Consider the following 16,963-nt stretch of genomic DNA (forward strand, 5'->3'; position numbering starts at 1 on the left):
GGAGACGACTGGACCGGATAGCGGACGCGAACACGGCTGTGAACACGACGGCGACTCGATGGAGGTGAGCTAGTATGGAGGAGTACAGCTGGCTGCTGGCCATCATCGTCCTCCTGCCGCTGATCACGGCCTCATTACCGATCGCCGCGACCGTCAGATGGAAGAACGTCGGCTGGGCGTTCGCCAGCGCGATCGTCACCGCGACGCTCGCGATGGCGGCCGCGCTCGCGTGGATGATCACGCAAACCGACGATCGACAGCTGAGCCACGAGCTCGGCGGCGTCGAGGTCCCGGTCGGGATCGAGCTGTTTGCCGACGAGTTCTCGGTCATCGTCATGCTGCTCGTGTTGCTGGTCTGTCTCGGCGTGTTGGTCTACACGCGCGTGGACGGCCCGCGGGGGAACGCCTTCTACGCCGGTTTCCTCCTGCTGGTCGGCGGGATGCTCGGTATCCTGCTCACCGGCGACCTGTTCAACATGTACGTCTTCCTCGAGATCATGGCGATCTCCTCGTACGCCCTGGTTTCGTCCTCGAAGTACCGATGGTCGACCTACGCGGCGTTCAAGTACCTGCTGGTCGGCACCGTCGGCGCCGGCTTCTACCTGCTCGGCGTCGCGCTGATACTCGCCTCGACCGGGACGCTGACGATGCGACTGCTGCCGGAGCTGCTGGCCGACGTCGGCTACACCGACCCCGTGGTGACCGCCGCGTTCATCCTGATCGCGGTCGGACTCGCGATCAAGATCGCGCTGTTTCCGGTCCACACCTGGCTGGCGGACGCCCACGCCTCCGCGCCGGACGGGATCAGCGCCGTCATCTCGGCGCTCGTGCCCGCCGTCGCGATGTACGCCTTCGTCCGCGTGCTCTTTACCGTCTACACGCTCGACTTCCTGACGGCCAACCCGGCGATCGGCAACATGCTGCTGGTCGCCGCGCTCTTTAGCCTCTTCGCCGGGAGCTTCTTCGCGCTCCTGCAGGACCACATCAAGCTCGTACTGGCCTACTCGACGGTCTCGCAGTTCGGGCTCATCTTCGTCGGCATCGCGGTCGCAAACGAGACCGCGGTCTTCGGTTCCATCCTGCAGATCTTCGGCCACGGCATCGTCAAGGCCTCGCTGTTCGTACTGGCCGGGATGTTCGCACTTCGCTTCGGCGGCATCCGCACGCTCGAGGAGTACGCCGGCGTCGCGAAGCGCGCGCCGGTCATGGCCGGTGCCTTCGCCGTGCTCGGGGTCGCGATGATCGGCCTGCCACCGACGGTCGGGTTCGTCGGCAAGTGGTACATCGCGCTGGGGGCCTTCGAGGAGGGGATGTGGATCGTCTCCCTGCTCGTCCTCGGCAGCACGCTGCTCTCGGCGGGGTACATCCTGCCCTTCATCAACCGGATCTACTTCCATCCCTTCGACGGGAAGGACGTGGATCCGGCCGCGATCACGAAGGGGATGCTGATCGCCATCATCATCGGAGCCACGCTCGGTCTGACCCTCGGGTTCGCCTCCGCGGAGATCCAGGACGCGATCAGCACGTCCGTCGAGCGACTGGTCGCCTAGCGACGCCGGACTGCCGATTTCGTTCTCGAGCGGCTTTCATCCCGTGAGCTCTCCGTCTGCCCCGTCGTCTTCGGCGACTTCTCGGCACTGTGTCGATCATGTTCATGCGTATTCGAGGTGGAAGCCGCGGCTTCGGTCGTGACTGGTGACCGCGGCGCTAACTGGTGCTCGAGTAACAGGAGTGTGGCAGCGACGGACGGCGGCCCGAGAACGGCGACGCGTTAGGGCTCCGGATCGGTTTCGGAGTCGGGTCCGGGTTCGCCGTCCGCGTTACGTTCCTCGCTGCGGACGACTCGAGCCGGGAGATCGATAATCGATCCGGGCCCCTCCCGGGACGTCGACACCACGATCGAACGCTCCATGACCGAAGCCCGCAGGGCCGGACTCGAGGATGTCGCCTCGCGGCGGTATCGGCCGTCGCCTCGGCTGTCGTCCCTGGCACCCCGCGGCGTCAGGGAGTCGCCGTCGACCTCGAGGCCCGCTTCCCGACACAGTCGTTTGAGCACCGATCGGGCCCCCTCGGTGGTGATCGCCGGCGGAGCGATCGACCGCTCGCGGGCCAGTTCCGTCGCCGTCGAGCCCGCGAGCAGGGCGTCGATCGCTTCCTCGTCGTGGCCCCGTTCCCCGAGCACCTCCCGGACCCGACGGGCGATCGAGGGGGCGTGGCGGGTCGGGAACAGCGGCCAGTCGTTCGACGGCGGATCGAGTGCGACCCGGTACCGCCGCAGCGGGGTTCGAACCGCGGCCGGCAGCACCACCTCCTCGAGGCGCTGGGAGCGACCGAGGACGCGAATCGTCCCGGTGTAGAAGTCGACGTCGTCCCAGATCGCACCCGTTCGTCGGTCGTCCCGGGGGACCCGGAACAGCTCGCTACCCCGTACGTCCGAGTAGAGAAAGAGCGCGATCAGGGCGTACTCCCGCAGGCGGTCGCGACGAGTTTCGCGGTCGCGGTCCTCGCTCGTCGCGGCGATCGCGCGCTCGCGAACGTGGCGCTCGAGGACGTGGCGTCGGTCGGCGGTCCAGCCCGGTTTGGAGCCGGCGTCGCCGTCGACGGTCGGCGGCAGCGCGGCCGTAACGTCCTCGGCCGCGGCGGGGTTCGAGTCGCGGAGCCCGCTCCGAACGCACCACGAGAGGAAGGCCCGGACGACCGCGTAGTAGGTTCGGGCCGTCGAGGCCGCGTAGGTTCCCTCGTCGGTTCGGGCCCGGAGCGCCTCGGCGTAGGCCCGCATCTGGTCGGGTCCGAGCGCCGAGACCGACCGGAGGTCGTGTTCGGCGACGAGCCAGTCGACCCACCGCCGGAGGACGGACTCGGCGTTCGCGGCGTAGGTTCCCGCCCCGGAGCCGTCGGGATCCCCGAGCGCCTTCCGCTCGAGGTAGACGTCGACGGCGTCGGCGATCGAGATGTCGGTCACGCGATCCCCACCTCCGCGGTGTGCTCCGGTGAGCGAGGGTGCGACCGTCGGATTCGAGGGCACCGTCGCTCGATTCGATTCGTGTCCTCGCCGGCATCCATCTCGTCTGGAACAGTACCGCCGGACCACCCTAAATCTGGCTCCCTACCGCTCGCGCTCGAGGGAGAGTTCCCTGGTTTCGACACCCGCGCGCTCGGCCCGATCGTTCGAGTCGAGCAGATGCTCGAGTTTCGCCTCGAACTCCGCCTCCGAGAGCTCGCCGGCGGCGTAGCGGTTCTGCAGCTCGGTGACGGGATCGACCGGTTCGCGGACGGGTTCGGATTCGGTATCGTCGCTTCCGACCCGTTCGGTGAGATACCAGACGAGAAAGACGCTGATGACCAGCAGAACGGTGATCGCGACGGCGTAGATCGGTCCGGCGAACAGCAGGGCGGCGATGATAACGATATCGGCCAGCACGAACTTGATCGCGAAGATCTCGGTGAGACTGTAGCCGCCGTCGCTACCCATACCCGAACTAGGTCGGTGACGGAAATAACTGTAGGGGGAGACGGCGGCGGATCGGCCGAGCACGAGGCGGTCGAGGTGGTCGCCTCGAAGAGAAGCGGTAATGGAGCCGGCGACCGTGGAGCGACCATGCGCACCAGTCTCGCCGTTCCCGACGAGATCCTCGAGGAGTTCGACGCGACCTGGCAGGCCGAGGGGCTCGACTCGCGCTCGCGGGCCGTTCGCGAGGCGATGGCCGAGTACGTCGAGCGCCACCGAACCCTCGAGACGACGACCGGGACCGTCACGGGCGTCGTCGTCTTCGACTACGAGCACGAGCGCGTGATCGAACGCCTTCACAGCGCCCAGCACGACTACCAGGACGCGATCATCTCGACCAGCCACGCCCACCAGGGCGACTGGTGTCTCGAGACGGTGTTCGTCAAGGGCGAGGCCGAGCGGATCAGGGGGCTCATCTACCGGCTGAAGGATTTCGACGGCGTGCGGCGGGTGCGGTTCATGTTCCTCTAGCGCTTCGCCCCGATCGCACGGAGCGAGGAGAAGTTCGTCGTGGAGTCGTCGAACGACCGTAGTCGCCCGGCTCGAGCGCGTTCCGTACACCGGTATATCGTATACGTTCGACGACGGTCAGTCGATCTGTCACCGGTCGAGAGGGAGCGGCTCAATGACGAACCGGACCGACGAGGGCCTCGAAGGAACGCGCTACTGGATCGTCTTCGGCACGAGAAACGCGCTATCGGACCGTCTCCCGTGCGAGGCCGACGTCGCGTCGCTCGAGCGGGCCCTCGTTGCCGAGTCCGCGCCGTGATTCCGCCTCGCTTTCGTCGAACCGATCGATCGTCTCGCCGTCGGGACCGACCGCCCGAAACCGTCGGGAGCCGTCAGCGGAGAGTTCGACGTCGATCACGTGCAGGGCGCCCTCGCTCACCGCGAGGTACGGGCGCTCCTGTGGGGAGTACGGCTCTCGAGCCTCCCGCCCCCACGCGCCGTCGCCGAGGTACAACACGCCGTCCTCGTCGGGCTCACCGTCAAGCAGGCGGTGGGTACGCTTGTAGGTGTGGTCGTCGTGTTCGAAGGCGACGTCGACGTCGTACGCCTCGAGCAGCGGTACCCAGTGGTCGCGGATGCTGCCGCGCTCCTCGTCGTCGAGGTCTTTGGCCGACGGGAAGGCGGGGACGTGGTAGGCCGCCAGGAGGTGCTCGCGATCGCTTCGCTCGGCCAGGGCGCTCTCGAACCACTCCGTCTGGGTTCCCTCGACCTCGGCGGTGTGGTTCGAATCGAGAATCAGGATCGACAGTTCGTCGCCGATATCGAGCGCCCAGTACGCCCGGTCCTCCTGGACGTTGTCGAACAGCGAGTAGAAGTACGGCGCGTCCTCGGGCGTCCCGTAGTACTCCCGGTTGCGAAGTTCGTGGTCGCCGATGGCGGCGACCAGCGGGACGAGACGGTCGCCCGATCGCATGTACTCGTGCCAGTGCTCGAGGAAGGTGACCCACTTCTCGACGTCGTAGCCGTCGGCGTACGCGAGGTCACCCCCGACGAGGCCGAACAGCGGATCCCGCGAGGCCGCCCGTTCGTGGAGTCGGGGGACGACGTCGGCGGTTCCGACGTCTCCGCCCTCCGAAAACGAGAGCGAGCCGTCGATCCCGGTGGGGGCAGTGTGGACTGAAAGGTCGGTTTCGTCGCCGTCGACCGCGATCCGGTAGGACATGTCGGGCTCGAGATCGGTCACCGCCGCCCGGTGGCGGAGCAGTTCGGAGTCGCCGAACGGGTCGACGTCGCTTCGGGCACTCGATTGGGGACCGTCGTCGGCTGCCAGCTCGACGGAGACGCCGTCGGGGTTGTCCGCGTCCTCGAGCCACTGCAGCGTGATCGCGCTTGTCGGATCGCGTCCGCGCCACGTTGCGATCAGCGTCGACAGGTCGCTCGTCGGCGTCTCGTCGTCGCCGAACTCGAAGCTCGCACAGCCGGCGGCGCTGACGACACCGAGCCCAGCGACCCGGAGCACTCGACGGCGCGTGTGGTTCGCTTCCATGTGGAGACGAGGACGCTACGGCCGCCGCGCGTAACTTCTTTACTCGGCATCGCCCAGAACCGGTATGCGACTGCTCGTCGGTACCGACTCCGTGCACACGACCGCAGCGATCTGTGACTACCTCGAGCCCAGACTAGCGGAGACCGACGAGGTTCGAGTCGTCGCGACGGCCGAACCAGGCGACGGGACGGCCGAACGTGACGGGAGGGAAGCGCTGAACGTTGCTCCCGTTCGACTGGCCGCGGCCGGAAGCGTCGAGACCGAGTTCCGGGATGGGGGGACCGTCCAGGAGCTGCTCGAGGCCGCCGCGGCCGTCGAGGCGGACGAGATCGTGATCGGCGCAAGCAGCGCCGATTCGGAGGCGGCCGTCGGATCGACGACGCGAACGCTGCTCGAGCGAACCTCCCGTCCGGTCGTCGTCGTTCCGGTGGCCTCCCTCGAGTAACTCATACGGTTTACTGTACGTCAGTACCGGCGCAACCGCCGCACGGGTCGCGGTTGCGCCGGTACATCGTTACAGCAATCCGTATCAGTCGTCGCTGGGCGCCGCGCCCGGACGATACCCCCGACTGATCGCCTTCCAGCGCCCGGTCGAGAACCGGTAGTAGTTGATCGCGGCGGGCGCGGCGGTTTCGGCGATGAACGCGAGGTACAGTCCCGTCAGCCCGAGCGCGGGGATCGAGATTCCGGGCGTCGCTACACCCAGGACCGGGATCGTCACGGCGGGGATCGTCAGCCCTGCGGCGCCCAGATACGCAAGCGGAATCGCGAGCCCGAACATCCCGACGAGCTGGCTGTAGAACGGCCACCTGGTGTCGCCGCTGGCCTTGAGCGCGCCCTCGGCGCCCGTCGAGATCCCCTTGAGGACGATCGCCAGGCAGGCCGCGTAGATCAGCGCGACGGCGGTCGGGACCGAGAGCTCGGCCGGATCGTCGGTGAACAGGAGGACGATCGGTTCGGCGAACGCGAAGACGATCGCCGCCGCGACGACGTAGACGGCGACGGCGAAGAGGACGATCTCACGGCCGTAGCGCTCGGCGGTCCCCTCGCGGCCGTTGCCAAGCTCCTGGCCGACGAGACTCGAGGCGGCGAGGCCGAAGCCCCAGCCGGGCGTGTTCATCAGTCCCCAGATTCGCCGGGCGATGACGTAGGCGGCGACGACCTGCGGGCCGAACAGCGCGACGATCGCGAGCATGGGGAACTCGGCGACCGTCCAGACGGATTTGGTTCCCATGACGGGGAGGCCGATCGAGGTCAGATCTCGGATGGTCTCGCCGTCGAAGTAGCCGCCGAACGGATCGACGCTGAACGGGAAGGTCCCGATTCCGGGGAGCCACCCTGTAGTGAGCCCGACCGCGAACGTCGCGGTGACGACGACGTTCGCCAAGACGGTCCCGAGGGCGGCGCCCGCGACGCCGAGTCCGAGTCCGAAGATGAGGACGGCGTTGAGCACGATGTTCGCGGCGGCGCCGCCGGCCCGCACGACCATCGGCGTCCAGGCGTCGTCCATTCCGACGAACGTTCGACTCCCGATGAGGTTCAGCCCCGCGAAGGGCACGCCGAGGCCGACGATCTGGAGGTAGGTCGCGCCCTTGGAGATCGTCTCGGGATCGTTGCCGATGATCGAGATCAGCTCGGTCGGGTACGTCCAGAACAGCGCCGTCACCGGGAGCGTCAGCAACACGACCAGCACGGCGCTCGAGCGAACGGCCTGTCCGAGCGAGTCGAAGGCCTCGGCGCCGTAGCGCTGAGAAACGAGCGCGATCGTCCCGCCGGCGATCCCGCCACCGATGGCGAAGGCCAGCCCCCAGAACGGAGCGGCGAAGCCGACGCCGGCGATCGCCGTCGAGCCGACGGCGACGCCGACCATCGCGACGTCGACGGCGTTTTTCGACATCCGCGCCAGCCCGGTGAGGACGCGGGGCCAGGCGAGGTTCGTCGTTCGGCGCGCTCGCTCGGAGCTGATGAGCCCGAACCGGGCGAGCGCCAGCCCGATCCAGAGGATTACCAGTCGGATCGGATTCGGAGACCGGACCACGAGAATCTATTATCCGTAGCCGACTGCGGTAAAAGTGCTTTCTCGACGCGGCAGGGGGAACCGCTTTCGAATGCGAGGGACTAACGCTCACTCGACGACGAGCACCGGTCTCGTCGAATCGGTCGCGACCCGATCGGAGACGCTCTTTCGGAGGAAGCGATCCAGTCCGCGGTTGCGACCCATGACGATGAGATCGACGTCGTGGTCGTCGGCGTACTGGAGGATCGCCCTGTGTCGAAGGCCGTGTGTCACCGTCGTTCGGACGTCCTCGAGACCCGCGTCGGCGGCCCGCTCGGCGACGTAGTCGACGGCCTCCTCGCCGGCGACCTCCAGATCCTCGAAGTTCATTCCCGGCGCGATCGCGGTCGAGTTGACGACGTACAGCGCGTGAACGGTCGAGCCGTGGACCCGGGCGAGCTCGATCGCCTCGTCGATCGCCCGATCGGTGTTCTCCCGGCCGTCCGTCGGAACCAGTATCGAATCGTACATGGGCGACGGTTCGGTCAGGACGACCAAAAACGGTCGGTCGGCTCGGGCGTCGAGCCCGAGCGGGAGCCGACGGTCGTCGACCGAAACGACCCCGTTCGATCGGGTAGTGAACGGCTACTTACCTTTCGGGTTCCCGAACCGGTTCGCGATGAGCGACGACATCCCGCTGTTCGAGATCGCCTGGGACGAACACGACGTGCAGAACGCCGTCGACTCCATTACGCGGGGCTCATACTGGGCCAACGGCCCCTACGTCGAGGCGTTCGAGGACGGCCTCGAGCGCTACCTCGGCGTCGAGCACGTCGTGACGGTCAACTCGGGGACGACAGCGCTGGTCGCGGCCCTTGAGGCCCACGGGGTCGGCGAGGGCGACGAGGTCGTCGTCCCGGCGTTTACCTTCATCGCGACGGCCAACGCCGTTCGTCTCGTCGGCGCCGAACCGACGTTCGCCGACATCGAACCCGACACCTACGGGCTCGATCCGGGGGCGGTCGCCGACGCGATCACCGAGCGGACGGCCGCGATCGTTCCCGTCCACCCCTACGGCGCGCCCTGTCGGATCGCCGAGATCGCCGCGGTCGCGGCCGAGGCGGACGTTCCGGTGATCGAGGACGCCGCCGAGGCGTTCGGGAGCGCCTACCGGGGGAAGGCGGTCGGGACGATCGGCGAGACCGCGGCGCTGAGTTTCTGTCAGAACAAGATCCTGCCAACCGGCGAGGGCGGCGCCGTCGTCACCGGCGACGACGACCTCGCCCGCCGCCTCGAGCGGTTTCGCTCCCACGGGCGAGCCTCGGCGGAGTACTTCGACTCGGCCGCGAGCGGCGACTACGTCGGGCTCGGCACGAACATCCGAATGTCGGATCTCGTCGCCGCGGTCGGCTGTGCACAGCTCGAGAAGGTCGACGAACTGATCGCCGAGCGCCGACGCGTCGCCGAGCGGTACGCCGCTGGTCTGTCCGGAATCGACGGCGTCGAACCCCACCCTGAGCCGGCCGAGGGGCGCCACGTCCGCCAGCTCTACACCGTGACGCTGGCTCCGGGCGTCGACCGCGAGGCCGTTATCGAGACACTGGCCGAACGCGGGATCGCCTCGAAGATCTACTGGGACCCGCCGGTTCACCTGACCGACGCGTACCGGGACCGACACGAGCCCGGTTCGTTGCCCGTAACCGAGGCCGTTAGCGGGTGCGTTCTCTCCCTACCGATGTCTCCCGTTCTCGACAACGACGCCGTCGGCCGGGTCGTCGACGGCCTCAAGTCGGCTCTCGAGTCGCCACGAGTCGCGGGCGTCGCCGATCGACGCGGGTCCCGAACCACCGACGACGGTCTCGAATCCGGACGGTAACGGAGTGCCGACTGTCGTTCCAGCCGACGCATAACAAAGGCCGTTATTCCGATTTGACGATAGTAGGCGCCGACCCGTCTCTCGGACGAGGACCGATCGTGACGGGGGCGCACCGAACTCGCAACTATGAGATGGGTACCAATCACGAGCGACGGGACGTCGATCCGGGAGGCGATCGCCCGCATCGATCGCATCGACGGACGCGGCGTCGTCGTCCTCGACGACCGGGATCGACTCGTCGGCTCCGCGACGCACGAACGACTCAGGGCGGCGCTGTTCGACGGGACGACGCCGAACGCACCGGTTTCGTCGGTTCTTGACGAGCCGACAGGATCGACCGCCGAAGCGGCGTCGGCTCCCGCACTCGAGGACGGTCGGAGCATCGACGGAGTACTGAAAGAGGTTACGAACGGAAACGAACCAACTATCGGATCGAACGCAGAGGCTGTCGAAACCGTGCTCGTGGTCGGCGGCGCCGGCTACGTCGGCTCGGTGTTGTGCCGACGGCTGCTCGAGGACGGCTTCGCCGTCCGCGTCCTCGACCCGCTCATGTACGGGAACGTTGGTATCGCCGCGCTCGAGGATCGCGACCGGTTCGCGCTGTACCGCGGCGACGCCCGCTCGGTCGGCGACGTCCTCGAGGCGATCGAGGGGGTCGACGCCGTCGTCCACCTCGGTGGGATCGTCGGCGATCCCGCCACCGCGCTCGAGCCCCGAAAGACCCTCGAGTACAACCTCCACTCGACGCAGCTGCTGGCGTCGATCTGCAAGTACCACGGGCTTAACCGGTTCCTGTTCGCCTCGACCTGTAGCGTCTACGGACGGACCGACGGGACCGGGCGGTGTACCGAGGACGACGCCCTCAACCCGGTTTCGCTGTACGCGCGGGCGAAGATCCAGTCCGAGCGGGTCCTCCGGGAGCTCGCCGACGAGCGGTTCGCCCCGACGATCCTCCGGATGGCGACGGTGTACGGCTACTCGCCGCGGATGCGCTTCGACCTCGTCGGGAACGTGTTGCCCGCGAAGGCCCACGAGGAGGGCGTCGTTCCCGTCTTCGGCGGCGACCAGTACCGCCCGAACGTCCACGTTGAGGACGTCGCGCGGGCCTACCGGGCGTGTCTGACCGCCCCCTTCGAGGACGTCGCCGGGGAGACGTTCAACGTCGGCTCGAACGAGCAGAACTACCGAATCGACGAACTCGCGACCGTCGTCGCCGACGCCTTCCCCGACGCCAGCATCGAGTACCACGACGATCGAGCCGACGAGCGCAGCTACCGGGTCGAGTTCGAGAAGCTCCGCTCGAGGCTCGACTTCGAGCCCACGCGAACGATCCGCGATCACTGCCTCGAGCTCAGGGCCGCCTTCGAGGCCGACGCGTTCGGAACGCCGACGGCGACGAGATACAGCAACTGTGCGACCCTCGAGAGCGCGCCGTCGTACGAGGAGACCGACGCGGTGATCGAGGGCGTCGAACCGCCCGTCCTTGAGGAGCGAGACGAGTCGGTCCCGCTCGAGGCGGAGATCGGGGAACGGCGGTCCGGCGGAACTCGCTGAGTCCGCCGAGGAAGACGCGACGGGATCGACTATCGATGCGGTCCACGCAGCGATTGCGGAACCACGTGGTATGGGCGCGCTCGCACCGGAGCGAGACGACAGGACCTCGAGGTGGAACGAGTCCCGCTAGAATCGGCTGCTGAATGACGTAGCAGTATTTCCGCCGCGTGCTACCGATTCGTATGATGTTCGACCTGGTTCAGGTAGATGAAATCCATGGTGCAACTCGCAGAAAACAGCTACTGTGGGTAATAGTGGGCAAACTTATTCCAGAGTGGGCCGTAGTAACTGCTATCATGAAAGTTGACGCCAACGACCTGCGAACGAACGAGACCGACGACCGGGGTCGAATCTATCTCGGAACGGAGTATGCGAACAAGCGCGTGACCGTCGCCATTGTCGAGATAGAACCCGACCGCCCCGACGAGGACGAACTGGCTGCCGCGTACCGTGAGGCTTCCGAGAGTGCGGAAGCGCTGGCGGAGGAGTGGGATGAAGCGTCAGACGAGGCGTGGAACGGACTGGATGGATGAGCGAGGATACGGAGGTTCGGCGCGGTGATGTCGTAATCGTCCGATTCGACCCCGCTGAAGGACACGAAATGAAGAAAACTCGTCCTGCGGTGGTTGTACAGAACGATATCGGGAACGAAAATTCCAGCACGACTATCGTCGCACCCGCGACAGGAACGTACAGAGGGTACCCCTTCGAGATACTGGTTGAAGCAGCAGAATCGCCGTTCGAGAAGGATTCTTCGGTCCGCCTCGACCAAATTCGGGTCGTCTCTATCGAGAAACGGATTCACTCGGTGATCGGGAGTCTCGACACAGAGACGATGGAAGCAGTAGACGAAGCGTTGAAACTGAGTCTCGGACTGGACTAACGTACATCGTGTACTCTCCCGAAGAAATCCCGTCGTTCACGACGGGATTCTCTCGCTGCAAGAAGATAGCGGTCGGAAGATCCCCACTCCCGATCACTCGATACGAGGGGTGAGAACGCCAACTTCGACTAGCGATTTTCCCGCTGCTCTACTTTGTTCAGATAGACAATATCCAATGTGCGAACAGATGAAACACTGGTGACTTACCATCAATTTCCTATTGGTGGTGAGATTCTTTGTCTATGCACCATAGTCATATCTATGTCAGCAGAAACGGACGGACAGGGGAGGCTGTACATCCCCAAAGACGTACGAGAAAAATACGGCGAGAAGTATCACATCGTCACATACGAGGATAGAATCGAACTCGTTCCGGTCGCGGACGACCCGCTCGCTGCAGTCCGCGAGGCGGCAGGTGAATTGCGTGACGCGTCCACCGAAGATATTCGAGCAGACATCGAAGCGGAAGCGAAAGCGGAAGCCCGCGAGAAAGGGGACGATAGATGACGGTCTACGTCTAAACCGACTTTTTACTCGCTCTCGCCAAAGACTCAGACTGGTTGCAGCAATCAGCAGAAGAAGCACTCGACGAGTATGACGTAGAAACGTCGGCCTTCTCCTATCTCGAACTCCTTCTCGCCCGAGAACGGTACGAGTTTGATTACGTTCCACTTGTGGCAAATCTGCTCGAACTCGTCCCTGTCCGGGACGAGGAAGAACGACAAATCGTTCTGAAGACCGTCAACTACTACGACGAGGGAATGACGGCGTTCGATGCGTTCCACGCCGCGACTGCAGAAACACGGACGCTGAACGTACGCTCATCAGAGAAAGACTACGAAGACATCGAGGTGGAACGAGTCCCGCTAGAACCGGCTGATGAATGACAATATCTCTATCTTGTGCTACCGATTCTCGCGCTGCTCGACCTTGTTCAACTTAACAAAATCCACCATACATTCGCACGAACGATAGTTGTCAATCAAGAGGCTGGCTTGACATTCACCGATCAGCACAGGTGAAAGCGTTATCGGAGTAGCCATCCACCTGTCCGATAGTTGTTAAACTCAGATAATAACTGATTATTAGTGGCTGGAAATAGGTTCCAATCAAGCTATTGATTGATGAGTTGCTCCGTTCCTTGCCGAAAGTGTTATAGGATTTTCAATTCACTCATATTCAGTTCATTGGCCAGTTCGGCTCTGGTGAATCCCATGACGGCATAGACTTCAACCGGAGAGCTTGTGAGTCTTAACTAAAGGGGAATGACTTAACATATTGGCTGATAAGTTGTTCTGTCCCCTGATTAAGATGTTCTGAGAGAGACTCTTCACTCATGTCTAATTCATTAGCTAGTTCTTCGATTGTGACTTCCTGCGAAGGGCTGTAATAGCCGTGTTCATATGCAGCCACAGTCGCTTTGAGTGTCGCTAACCGTGTCCGTGCCTCACTCGCGGTCAGTGAGCCAGTATAGATCGGCGAACCCGGTTCTATGTGACGGCCTCCCTCAGTAAGTGGACCTGTATCCACAGGAGTGAATCCAATATCTTCGATAAGACTCGAAACTACACTTTTCGCCTCATTATCATCCCCAGCGATAAATATCGCAAAACGATCATTCGGATCGGCCTCAAGCCGTTGTCCGTCTCGAAGGTTTTCCCAATAAATAGAATTGAATGCCTTGATGACTCTTGAGTCTTCGAGATGATCCGCAATGAGGTCCGTATGTGTCTTCCCTACGTCGGTTAGTCCATCACGCCCCGGATAATAATTTGAGGCACTGATAACGATCTTATCACTGAGAGTGTCCGCAGGGAGGGATTTGTATGCATTGAACGGAATCGCCTCCATGACGACTTCGCCGAAATCGGCTGCCTCAGAGACGGTCCCCGCATGAGCGTTGCTTCCCAGATCGTCAACGAGATCGGTGAGTGTTTCTGGCCCCCGAGAATTGCTAATCATAACCTCGTGGCCTGCTTCAACGAAGTTCTGAGCGGCTGTACTCCCGACATTCCCTGCGCCAATCATTCCGATTTTCATCAATGGTCTCCCGTTCCAGCCTATGAGTGGGGACGTGAAAAGCTACCAAGTTAGGAGTCTGGTTGCTACTACCGAGAGTGGAAGTGAGGGGATCAACGTATCAATCCATACCCGTCTCAATTGAAACCTGAAGTACGTAGCTCGCTCCTCTCGTAGTATCCCAACTGAGGATACTCCTCTTCGGAACCTCTATCACTACGAATTTCGTAGTGGTGCTATGAGTAAGGGCAAAGGAAGTCAAGGGTCAAAACGGGGGGAAGGGGTTGATGAGAGTACGCTCTTCTCACTGCTTGGGAAGGCACATACCTTAGCAATCCTCAATGAAATTGTCACTACAGACAAGCAGTCGATCCGTTTCGGTGAACTCCAAGATTCGCTCGAACTTTCACCGAATACACTCTCTCGACGACTCGATGAACTTGTCGAAGTTGGATTTCTTGAACGTACACAGTACGACGAAATTCCTCCACGAGTAGAGTACGAAGAAACAGAAATGGTAAACGACCTCACGCCAGTTTTTCGAGGACTAGAGATATGGATGGAACGGCACGGATCAGATCAACTTGAGTGTTCCTGAGAATCAATAGTTCATAAAGCCGTTAGCTAAAGCCTGTTCGGGACTCAATGTAATAGAGTGAGACGTATATATGGCCATTCTTCCAGCTAGATTGTCTTGCCCAATACATAACCTACGCTTAGTACGGTCCGGTAGACACTATCGAAAACCGGTAGGAACCTTGGCAGTCAATACGCACGTGTAGTGTCCGCTGGTTCTGGTGATCGGTCTACTGCTCAATCCGTTCAACACGAACCAACTGAACAGCAACCGGAAGATTTCTAATCACTTATTGGCGCTACACGCGCTTAGAAACCCGATTAGTGCTATCTGGTACTCCTTTGCTCAACCTTGTTCAACTCGATCAGCAGCCGGAAGATCGCCTTCACGAGGTTCGCGTCGACGTCGAACTGCTCGGCGTTGTGGCCCGCCCGCTCCATCACCTGCTCCTCCTGTTTCTCGTCGGTCGTCGGCAGCCCCTTCTCGTCTTTGACCGCCGCGATCGTGTCCGCGACGTAGGTTCGCTGGGCGATCAGCTCGACGATCTCGCGGTCGATCGTCTGGATCTCCTCGCGGAGTTCGTCGAGGTCCATCTCTTCGGGCGTTCGATCCGTCGACTCGGTTCCGTTCGCGTCGGTATCGTTGGGTGTCATGTGGTTCGTGTCCCGTCGGTTCGCGTCGCCAGTAATCGTGTCGTTCCGTTCCGTTCGTCCCACCGCTCTCGGATCTCCTCGAGCGTCTCCCGATCGCCGACGGCCACGTAGCTCGGTCCCGTTCCCGACAGCGAGACGCCGGCGGCGTCGGGCATCGCCTCGAGCATCGGTCCCGTCGGGAACTCGAGGGCGCCACAGAACGCGAAGCCGTTGACCGTCATGGCCTCGCCGTAGCGGCCCTCGAGGGCCAGTTCCTCGACGAGTTCGGCCATCGGCGCGATCCGCTGGCAGGCCGAGACGTCGGCGTCGGCGCTGTAGGCCTGCTCCGGCGGGGTGTAGACCAGCGCCTCCCAGTCGACGGGTTCGCGGGCGAGCAGCTCGTCGTTCGTGTTGTCGGTGACCGTCATGCCGCCGAGCATGCTGGCGCTGGCGTCGTCGAACGCGCCCGTTGCCGTGACGCCGGCGTCGCGGGCCGCCCGCACGCCGAGCCGGCAGGCGTCGATCCGGTCGACGGCGTCGGTGATCTCGAGGGCGTCGAGGGTCGCGAGCACCGTCGCGTTGGCCGCGGCGCTGGAGCTCTTGAGCCCGGCGGCCATCGGGATCTCGCTTTCCGTCCGGACCCGAGCGCCGACGTCGCCGGTGAGCCCCGCTGCGTCGGCGTACTCCTCGAGCGCGAGTTCGACGCAGCGCTCGACGAGCCCGGTGTCGGCATCGGGCCGCTCGGCGACGGTGCCGACGACCTCGCCGTCGGTCGTCAGTTCGACCGACGCGGTCGTCTCGAGATCGATCGCGAACGCCGATCCGCGACCGGTCGCGAGCGCGTTCAGCACGGTTCCGGCCGCCGGCGCAACAGCCCGGCCATCCATACCGATCCCTCTCGCCCGGGCCGTATTTAGGCTGGCGATCACGGCGAGTAGTGGCTCCGGTCGAGCGCGGGCACGCCTCGGCGTTCGGCCGGGACCGCGAACGCACCGTTTTTCTCCGGCCCGGTCGAACCGGACGTATGAGCCAGCGCAGCAACGTCGCACCCAGCACGATCGGCGTCGACTTCGTCGAGGGCGGCGTCGTCGTCGAGTACCTCGACGGACGGGACGTCTTCTACCACGGCCCGCCGAAACCCGTCGAGCGGACGGTGAAGACACCTCCCGGAAAGGAGGTCCACGTCCTGGTCACGGATCCCGACGGCGTCGAGGGCGTCATGACCTACGTCAACGACCGCAACACCCAGGCGGAGATCCTCGAGTCGACCGGCGTCGGGCGGGTGATGCTCGAGGGGGACGACGAGGAGGTGCTGTTCCCGGGCGTGACGGTATCGACGACGGCCTACGCGATCCAGGTCGAGGCGGAGCCGTCGGCGGTCGACGGCCGCGTCTTCGTCTTCGCCGAGGACGAGATGAGCGAACACGCCTACGAACTCGTCGAGGCGGTCGACTGATGCCCCTACAGAAGTCCTGGCGGGAGCTGGATCGGGACGCCGTCGCCCGGGCGCCCGACCGCCCCGGCGTCTACGAACTCGGCGACGGCTCCGGGGCCGTTCTCGCGGTCGATCACGGCGTGTTGCGGGACGAACTCAAGACGGCGCTCGCCTACGGGGACGGCGACCGCGTCCGCTGGACGGAGACGCACACCCTGGAACAGGCTCGAGAGCTCGCGGCCGACCACCGCGACCGCCTCGAGTAGCCGACCCTCGCCGTCAGCGGCTCGGGCGGACGCCAGTCCGGTTTACTGGATGTATGACGGGTCGCTGCCGTCGCAGTGTTTCTCGTGTTCCGTCGCGTCGGACTGCTCGTCGAACAGCAGTCCGCAGGTTTCACACTCGAACCAGGTGGCGTCGTCCCGTTCGGTCTGGACCACCATGCCCGAATCTGTGATACGGACCCCCAAAGGCGTTTCTCCGGCAT

General features: G+C 64.0%; 21 protein-coding genes. 12 read left to right on the forward strand and 9 right to left on the reverse strand.

Going from position 1 to position 16,963, the window contains the following annotated elements:
• Window positions 1-74: 74 nt before the first annotated feature.
• The gene (locus ACFEMD_RS04935; RefSeq protein WP_394739831.1) at window positions 75-1,550 is read left to right on the forward strand and encodes a monovalent cation/H+ antiporter subunit D family protein; all 1,476 of its coding nucleotides are present in this window, start codon (window positions 75-77) and stop codon (window positions 1,548-1,550) included.
• Between the two features lie 221 nt (window positions 1,551-1,771).
• Here ACFEMD_RS04935 and ACFEMD_RS04940 read toward each other — a convergent pair whose 3' ends face one another.
• The gene (locus tag ACFEMD_RS04940; RefSeq protein WP_394739833.1) at window positions 1,772-2,962 is read right to left on the reverse strand and encodes a tyrosine-type recombinase/integrase; all 1,191 of its coding nucleotides are present in this window, start codon (window positions 2,960-2,962) and stop codon (window positions 1,772-1,774) included.
• A 144-nt stretch (window positions 2,963-3,106) separates the two neighbouring features.
• Window positions 3,107-3,472, reverse strand: coding sequence for an SHOCT domain-containing protein (locus ACFEMD_RS04945; protein ID WP_394739834.1), 366 nt, complete (start codon window positions 3,470-3,472; stop codon window positions 3,107-3,109).
• A gap of 126 nt (window positions 3,473-3,598) precedes the next feature.
• Between ACFEMD_RS04945 and ACFEMD_RS04950 the strand changes: the two genes are divergently transcribed.
• Complete coding sequence (locus ACFEMD_RS04950; RefSeq protein WP_394739836.1) at window positions 3,599-3,979, forward strand: CopG family ribbon-helix-helix protein; 381 nt, start codon at window positions 3,599-3,601, stop codon at window positions 3,977-3,979.
• A gap of 223 nt (window positions 3,980-4,202) precedes the next feature.
• Here the strand turns inward: ACFEMD_RS04950 and ACFEMD_RS04955 are convergent, their stop codons facing one another.
• Window positions 4,203-5,504, reverse strand: a complete 1,302-nt coding sequence (locus ACFEMD_RS04955; protein WP_394739837.1) for a hypothetical protein — start codon at window positions 5,502-5,504, stop codon at window positions 4,203-4,205.
• 64 nt (window positions 5,505-5,568) lie between these two features.
• Between ACFEMD_RS04955 and ACFEMD_RS04960 the strand changes: the two genes are divergently transcribed.
• Complete coding sequence (locus tag ACFEMD_RS04960) at window positions 5,569-5,949, forward strand: universal stress protein (RefSeq protein ID WP_394739838.1); 381 nt, start codon at window positions 5,569-5,571, stop codon at window positions 5,947-5,949.
• 84 nt (window positions 5,950-6,033) lie between these two features.
• Here the strand turns inward: ACFEMD_RS04960 and ACFEMD_RS04965 are convergent, their stop codons facing one another.
• Together ACFEMD_RS04965 and ACFEMD_RS04970 are read right to left on the reverse strand one after the other, a co-directional pair.
• The gene (locus ACFEMD_RS04965) at window positions 6,034-7,542 is read right to left on the reverse strand and encodes an MATE family efflux transporter (RefSeq protein WP_394739840.1); all 1,509 of its coding nucleotides are present in this window, start codon (window positions 7,540-7,542) and stop codon (window positions 6,034-6,036) included.
• Window positions 7,543-7,629: 87 nt separating this feature from the next.
• Window positions 7,630-8,031 (reverse strand): universal stress protein, encoded by a 402-nt coding sequence (locus ACFEMD_RS04970; protein ID WP_394739841.1) that lies wholly within the window; start codon window positions 8,029-8,031, stop codon window positions 7,630-7,632.
• A 148-nt stretch (window positions 8,032-8,179) separates the two neighbouring features.
• Between ACFEMD_RS04970 and ACFEMD_RS04975 the strand changes: the two genes are divergently transcribed.
• From ACFEMD_RS04975 to ACFEMD_RS05000, 6 genes are all read left to right on the forward strand, one after another.
• Window positions 8,180-9,376, forward strand: a complete 1,197-nt coding sequence (locus tag ACFEMD_RS04975) for a DegT/DnrJ/EryC1/StrS family aminotransferase (protein ID WP_394739842.1) — start codon at window positions 8,180-8,182, stop codon at window positions 9,374-9,376.
• Window positions 9,377-9,502: 126 nt separating this feature from the next.
• On the forward strand, window positions 9,503-10,930 hold the full coding sequence (locus ACFEMD_RS04980; protein WP_394739843.1) for an NAD-dependent epimerase/dehydratase family protein: 1,428 nt from the start codon (window positions 9,503-9,505) through the stop codon (window positions 10,928-10,930).
• Between the two features lie 296 nt (window positions 10,931-11,226).
• Window positions 11,227-11,463, forward strand: a complete 237-nt coding sequence (locus ACFEMD_RS04985) for a hypothetical protein (RefSeq protein ID WP_394740495.1) — start codon at window positions 11,227-11,229, stop codon at window positions 11,461-11,463.
• Entirely contained in the window at window positions 11,460-11,813 is a 354-nt protein-coding gene (locus ACFEMD_RS04990; protein ID WP_394739844.1) for a type II toxin-antitoxin system PemK/MazF family toxin, read from the forward strand. The genes ACFEMD_RS04985 and ACFEMD_RS04990 overlap by 4 nt, the downstream gene beginning before the upstream one ends.
• Before the next feature lie 261 nt (window positions 11,814-12,074).
• Window positions 12,075-12,320, forward strand: coding sequence for an AbrB/MazE/SpoVT family DNA-binding domain-containing protein (locus ACFEMD_RS04995; protein ID WP_049896611.1), 246 nt, complete (start codon window positions 12,075-12,077; stop codon window positions 12,318-12,320).
• A 53-nt stretch (window positions 12,321-12,373) separates the two neighbouring features.
• Entirely contained in the window at window positions 12,374-12,700 is a 327-nt protein-coding gene (locus ACFEMD_RS05000; RefSeq protein ID WP_394739845.1) for a PIN domain nuclease, read from the forward strand.
• Window positions 12,701-13,064: 364 nt separating this feature from the next.
• Here the strand turns inward: ACFEMD_RS05000 and ACFEMD_RS05005 are convergent, their stop codons facing one another.
• Entirely contained in the window at window positions 13,065-13,853 is a 789-nt protein-coding gene (locus tag ACFEMD_RS05005; protein ID WP_394739846.1) for an NAD(P)-binding domain-containing protein, read from the reverse strand.
• A gap of 217 nt (window positions 13,854-14,070) precedes the next feature.
• Between ACFEMD_RS05005 and ACFEMD_RS05010 the strand changes: the two genes are divergently transcribed.
• The gene (locus ACFEMD_RS05010; protein ID WP_394739848.1) at window positions 14,071-14,430 is read left to right on the forward strand and encodes a winged helix-turn-helix transcriptional regulator; all 360 of its coding nucleotides are present in this window, start codon (window positions 14,071-14,073) and stop codon (window positions 14,428-14,430) included.
• Between the two features lie 305 nt (window positions 14,431-14,735).
• Here ACFEMD_RS05010 and ACFEMD_RS05015 read toward each other — a convergent pair whose 3' ends face one another.
• Both ACFEMD_RS05015 and ACFEMD_RS05020 read right to left on the reverse strand, forming a co-directional pair.
• Window positions 14,736-15,062, reverse strand: coding sequence for a chorismate mutase (locus ACFEMD_RS05015; RefSeq protein WP_394739850.1), 327 nt, complete (start codon window positions 15,060-15,062; stop codon window positions 14,736-14,738).
• On the reverse strand, window positions 15,059-15,928 hold the full coding sequence (locus ACFEMD_RS05020) for a shikimate kinase (protein ID WP_394739852.1): 870 nt from the start codon (window positions 15,926-15,928) through the stop codon (window positions 15,059-15,061). The genes ACFEMD_RS05015 and ACFEMD_RS05020 overlap by 4 nt, the downstream gene beginning before the upstream one ends.
• Window positions 15,929-16,065: 137 nt before the next feature.
• Between ACFEMD_RS05020 and ACFEMD_RS05025 the strand changes: the two genes are divergently transcribed.
• Both ACFEMD_RS05025 and ACFEMD_RS05030 read left to right on the forward strand, forming a co-directional pair.
• A complete protein-coding gene (locus tag ACFEMD_RS05025) occupies window positions 16,066-16,497 on the forward strand; it encodes a DUF5796 family protein (RefSeq protein ID WP_394739853.1) in 432 nt (143 codons plus the stop codon).
• Window positions 16,497-16,742 (forward strand): DUF7508 domain-containing protein, encoded by a 246-nt coding sequence (locus ACFEMD_RS05030; RefSeq protein WP_394739855.1) that lies wholly within the window; start codon window positions 16,497-16,499, stop codon window positions 16,740-16,742. Before ACFEMD_RS05025 ends, ACFEMD_RS05030 begins: the two co-directional genes overlap by 1 nt.
• A 42-nt stretch (window positions 16,743-16,784) precedes the next feature.
• On the opposite strand, the gene ACFEMD_RS05035 is transcribed toward ACFEMD_RS05030, so the two are convergent.
• Window positions 16,785-16,919 carry a DUF7128 family protein gene (locus ACFEMD_RS05035; protein ID WP_005559003.1) on the reverse strand — a complete coding sequence of 45 codons (135 nt, stop codon included), beginning with the start codon at window positions 16,917-16,919 and terminating at the stop codon, window positions 16,785-16,787.
• Between the last annotated feature and the right edge of the window lie 44 nt (window positions 16,920-16,963).

Origin of the sequence: Natronococcus roseus (genome assembly GCF_043677095.1) — an archaeon.
Lineage (GTDB): Archaea > Halobacteriota > Halobacteria > Halobacteriales > Natrialbaceae > Natronococcus > Natronococcus roseus.